The organism is Pseudopedobacter beijingensis (assembly GCF_042678145.1).
In the GTDB taxonomy this organism is placed as follows: Bacteria; Bacteroidota; Bacteroidia; order Sphingobacteriales; family Sphingobacteriaceae; genus Pseudopedobacter; species Pseudopedobacter beijingensis.
The window spans coordinates 1-4,451 of the sequence record NZ_JBHUDG010000035.1; the positions used below are offsets into that span (position 1 = coordinate 1).

General features: G+C 51.8%; 2 tRNA genes and 3 rRNA genes. All 5 read right to left on the reverse strand.

From position 1 onward, the window contains the following. Nucleotides 1-50 precede the first annotated feature (50 nt). Nucleotides 51-162 (reverse strand): 5S ribosomal RNA (rrf, locus tag ACFSAH_RS14140). A gap of 106 nt (nt 163-268) precedes the next feature. Continuing rightward, nucleotides 269-3,139 (reverse strand): 23S ribosomal RNA (locus tag ACFSAH_RS14145). 99 nt (nt 3,140-3,238) lie between these two features. Further along, nucleotides 3,239-3,312: transfer RNA gene (locus ACFSAH_RS14150), tRNA-Ala, on the reverse strand. Nucleotides 3,313-3,329: 17 nt separating this feature from the next. Next, a tRNA-Ile gene (locus ACFSAH_RS14155) sits at nt 3,330-3,403 on the reverse strand. Between the two features lie 108 nt (nt 3,404-3,511). Next, a 16S ribosomal RNA gene (locus tag ACFSAH_RS14160) occupies nt 3,512-4,451 on the reverse strand; the annotation flags it as partial.

A 4,451-nucleotide genomic window follows, 5' to 3' on the forward strand; every position in this document is an offset into this window, starting at 1 on the left:
TTTCAAACAAATAAGGGCCGGTAAGCATGAAGCTTCCGGCCCTCTTTAAGGTTCGGCACCGACCTACTCTCCCACGTGTTACCGCAGTACCATCGGCTCTGGCGGGCTTAACTTCTCTGTTCGGAATGGGAAGAGGTGGACACCGCCGATATAGGCACCTGAATATCTTGATTGGTATATACAGCACTGAAAGCCGTATATGTTACCATGACATATTATCAGAAGAAGTTGTAGCCCTATAAGACAACCAAAGGCTGTACATAAACTACCTGGAAAGTTATCGGACAATTAGTACCGCTCGACTTTGACATCGCTGTCTTTACATCTGCGGCCTATCAACGTGGTAGTCTTCCACGGTCCTGTTTGGAGATCTCATCTCGTGGCCGGTTTCGCACTTAGATGCTTTCAGCGCTTATCCTAACCCGACGTAGCTACCCTGCAATGCTCCTGGCGGAACAACAGGTTCACCAGAGGTCAGTCCAACCCGGTCCTCTCGTACTAAGGTCAGCCCCACTCAAATCTCCGACGCCCACAACAGATAGGGACCGAACTGTCTCGCGACGTTCTGAACCCAGCTCGCGTGCCACTTTAATGGGCGAACAGCCCAACCCTTGGGACCTTCTCCAGCCCCAGGATGTGACGAGCCGACATCGAGGTGCCAAACCTCCCCGTCGATATGAGCTCTTGGGGGAGATCAGCCTGTTATCCCCAGAGTACCTTTTATCCTTTGAGCGATGGCCCTTCCATGCAGAACCACCGGATCACTATATCCGTCTTTCGACCCTGATCGGCTTGTTGGCCTCACAGTCAAGCAAGCTTTTGCTATTGCACTCCGCGTACGGTTACCAAGCGTACTGAGCTTACCTTTGAAAGCCTCCGTTACCCTTTTGGAGGCGACCACCCCAGTCAAACTACCCGTCAAACAATGTCCCCTGGGATACCCAGGGTTAGACACCGAATACAGAAAGGGTGGTATTTCAACGTTGGCTCCACGATACCTAGCGATACCGCTTCAATGCCTCCCACCTATCCTACACATCCTGCATCCAATGTCAATGTTAAACTATAGTGAAGGTTCATGGGGTCTTTCCGTCCCGTTGCGGGTACCCGGCGTCTTCACCGGGACCACAATTTCACCGAGCTCATGGCTGAGACAGCGCCCAGATCGTTACACCATTCGTGCAGGTCGGAACTTACCCGACAAGGAATTTCGCTACCTTAGGACCGTTATAGTTACGGCCGCCGTTTACTGGGGCTTCGATTCAATGCTTCACCTTGCGGTTGACATCCCCTCTTAACCTTCCAGCACCGGGCAGGTGTCAGGCCTTATACTTCATCTTGCGATTTCGCAAAGCCATGTGTTTTTGTTAAACAGTCGCCTGGGCCATTTCACTGCGGCTGGATCGCTCCAGCGCCCCTTTTCCCGAAGTTACAGGGCCATTTTGCCGAGTTCCTTAGCCATGATTCACTCGAGCACCTTAGAATTCTCTTCTCGACCACCTGTGTCGGTTTGCGGTACGGGCTTTCTTTACCTGAAGCTTAGCGGTTTTTCTCGGGAGCATGATTACCTGCACTATCAGCTTGGCCGAAGCCGCGCCGTACTATCAGGTTTCAGCACAGTCTGCGGATTTGCCTACAGTCTGTATACCTACGCCCTTCAACGAACTATTCCGTCAGTTCGCGGCAGTGTCACTTCTCCGTCTCCACATCGCAGTAAAGAAAGGTACGGGAATATTAACCCGTTGTCCATCGGAATCCCCGTTCGGGTTATCCTTAGGCCCCGACTGACCCTGATCCGATTAGCGTTGATCAGGAAACCTTGGTCTTTCGGTGGGCGGGTTTCTCTCCCGCCTTATCGTTACTTATGCCTACATTTGCTTTTCCATGCGCTCCAACGTCCATTACCAGACGCATTCACTGCACATAGAATGCTCCCCTACCGATATATTTCAATCCCACAGCTTCGGTGCTACGCTTGATGCCCGTTTATTATCCATGCCCGATCGCTCGACTAGTGAGCTGTTACGCACTCTTTAAATGAATGGCTGCTTCCAAGCCAACATCCTAGCTGTCTATGCAATCAGACCTCGTTAGTTCAACTTAGCGTAAACTTGGGGACCTTAGCTGGTGGTCTGGGTTCTTTCCCTCTCGGCCCTGGACCTTAGCACCCAGAGCCTCACTGCAGCGTATATCTCATCAGCATTCGGAGTTCGTCTGGATTTGGTAGGATTTGACTCCCCCGCACCCAATCGGTAGCTCTACCTCTGTAAGACTCAACCGCCACGCTGTTCCTAAAAACATTTCGGGGAGTACGAGCTATTTCCCAGTTTGATTAGCCTTTCACCCCTACCCTCAGGTCATCCGGAAACTTTTCAACGTTTATCGGTTCGGTCCTCCAGTACGTGTTACCGCACCTTCAACCTGCCCAAGGGTAGATCACAAGGTTTCGCGTCTGCCTCCCCTGACTATACGCCCTATTCAGACTCGCTTTCGCTTCGGCTCCGTACCTGAAGTACTTAACCTTGCCAGGGAAGAGCAACTCGTAGGCTCATTATGCAAAAGGCACGCCGTCATCCCATATAGGACTCCGACCGGTTGTAAGCACACGGTTTCAGGTTCTTTTCACTCCCCTGTTCGGGGTTCTTTTCACCTTTCCCTCACGGTACTGGTTCACTATCGGTCTCTCAGGAGTATTTAGCCTTGGCGGATGGTGCCGCCGGATTCCCACAGGGCGTCTCCGACCCCGCGGTACTCAGGATACCACTATGCCAACATTCCTTACGTATACGGGACTATCACCCCTATCGTGCAGCTTCCCATCTGCTTCTACTTCGTAGCGTTGTACAATGTCGTGGTCCTACAACCCCAGTTATGCCGTAACATAGCTGGTTTGGGCTATTTCCCTTTCGCTCGCCACTACTCAGGAAATCATTGTTATTTTCTTCTCCTCTGCTTACTTAGATGTTTCAGTTCAGCAGGTTTGCGCTCTGCGACCGTCCTTCAGACGGCCGGGTTTCCCCATTCGGAAATCCACGGATCAAGTCGTATGTGCCGATCCCCGTGGCTTATCGCAGCTTATCACGTCCTTCATCGCCTCTGAGAGCCTAGGCATCCTCCGTGTGCCCTTATTTACTTTCTCGCGGCAGCCTGTATAGGCCGCCGGTTGCCTTATATTTCTATCAACTTCTTCCAATATGTCAAAGAACTGTAACCTACTGTATTTAAACAGTATTTTTCGTGGAGAATAACGGATTCGAACCGTTGACCCCCTGCGTGCAAGGCAGGTGCTCTAGCCAGCTGAGCTAATTCCCCTCTTTAGAGATGTCCTGTAGTCCCGAGCAGATTTGAACTGCTGACCCCTACATTATCAGTGTAGTGCTCTAACCAACTGAGCTACGGGACTATGTATCTTCCCCTAGAACAGTGTGGTATGAACCACTCCCTCATCTCACAGAAGGTTTACATCCCATCAAGGATTTTCTCATATAGCACTCTGTCTGAACGACTCCAGAAAGGAGGTATTCCAGCCGCACCTTCCGGTACGGCTACCTTGTTACGACTTAGCCCCAGTTACCGGTTTTACCCTAGGCCGATCCTTGCGGTTACGGACTTCAGGCACCCCCAATTTCCATGGCTTGACGGGCGGTGTGTACAAGGCCCGGGAACGTATTCACCGCGTCATTGCTGATACGCGATTACTAGCGAATCCAACTTCACGGGGTCGAGTTGCAGACCCCGATCCGAACTGTGATCGGCTTTTTGAGATTGGCATCCTGTTGCCAGGTAGCGGCCCTCTGTACCGACCATTGTAGCACGTGTGTAGCCCCGGACGTAAGGGCCATGATGACTTGACGTCGTCCCATCCTTCCTCTCCGCTTGCGCGGGCAGTCTCTCCAGAGTCCCCACCTTAATGTGCTGGCAACTGGAAATAGGGGTTGCGCTCGTTGCGGGACTTAACCCAACACCTCACGGCACGAGCTGACGACAGCCATGCAGCACCTAGTTTCGTGTCCCGAAGGACTTATCCATCTCTGGATAATTCACTAACTTTCAAGCCCGGGTAAGGTTCCTCGCGTATCATCGAATTAAACCACATGCTCCTCCGCTTGTGCGGGCCCCCGTCAATTCCTTTGAGTTTCACCCTTGCGGACGTACTCCCCAGGTGGATGACTTAACGCTTTCGCTTGGACGCTAACGGTATATCGCTAACATCGAGTCATCATCGTTTAGGGCGTGGACTACCAGGGTATCTAATCCTGTTCGATCCCCACGCTTTCGAGCCTCAGCGTCAATCGCAGTTTAGTAAGCTGCCTTCGCAATCGGTGTTCTGTGACATATCTATGCATTTCACCGCTACTTGTCACATTCCGCCTACCTCATCTGAATTCAAGCCCATCAGTATCAAGGGCACTGCGACAGTTGAGCTGCCGTCTTTCACCCCTGACTTAACA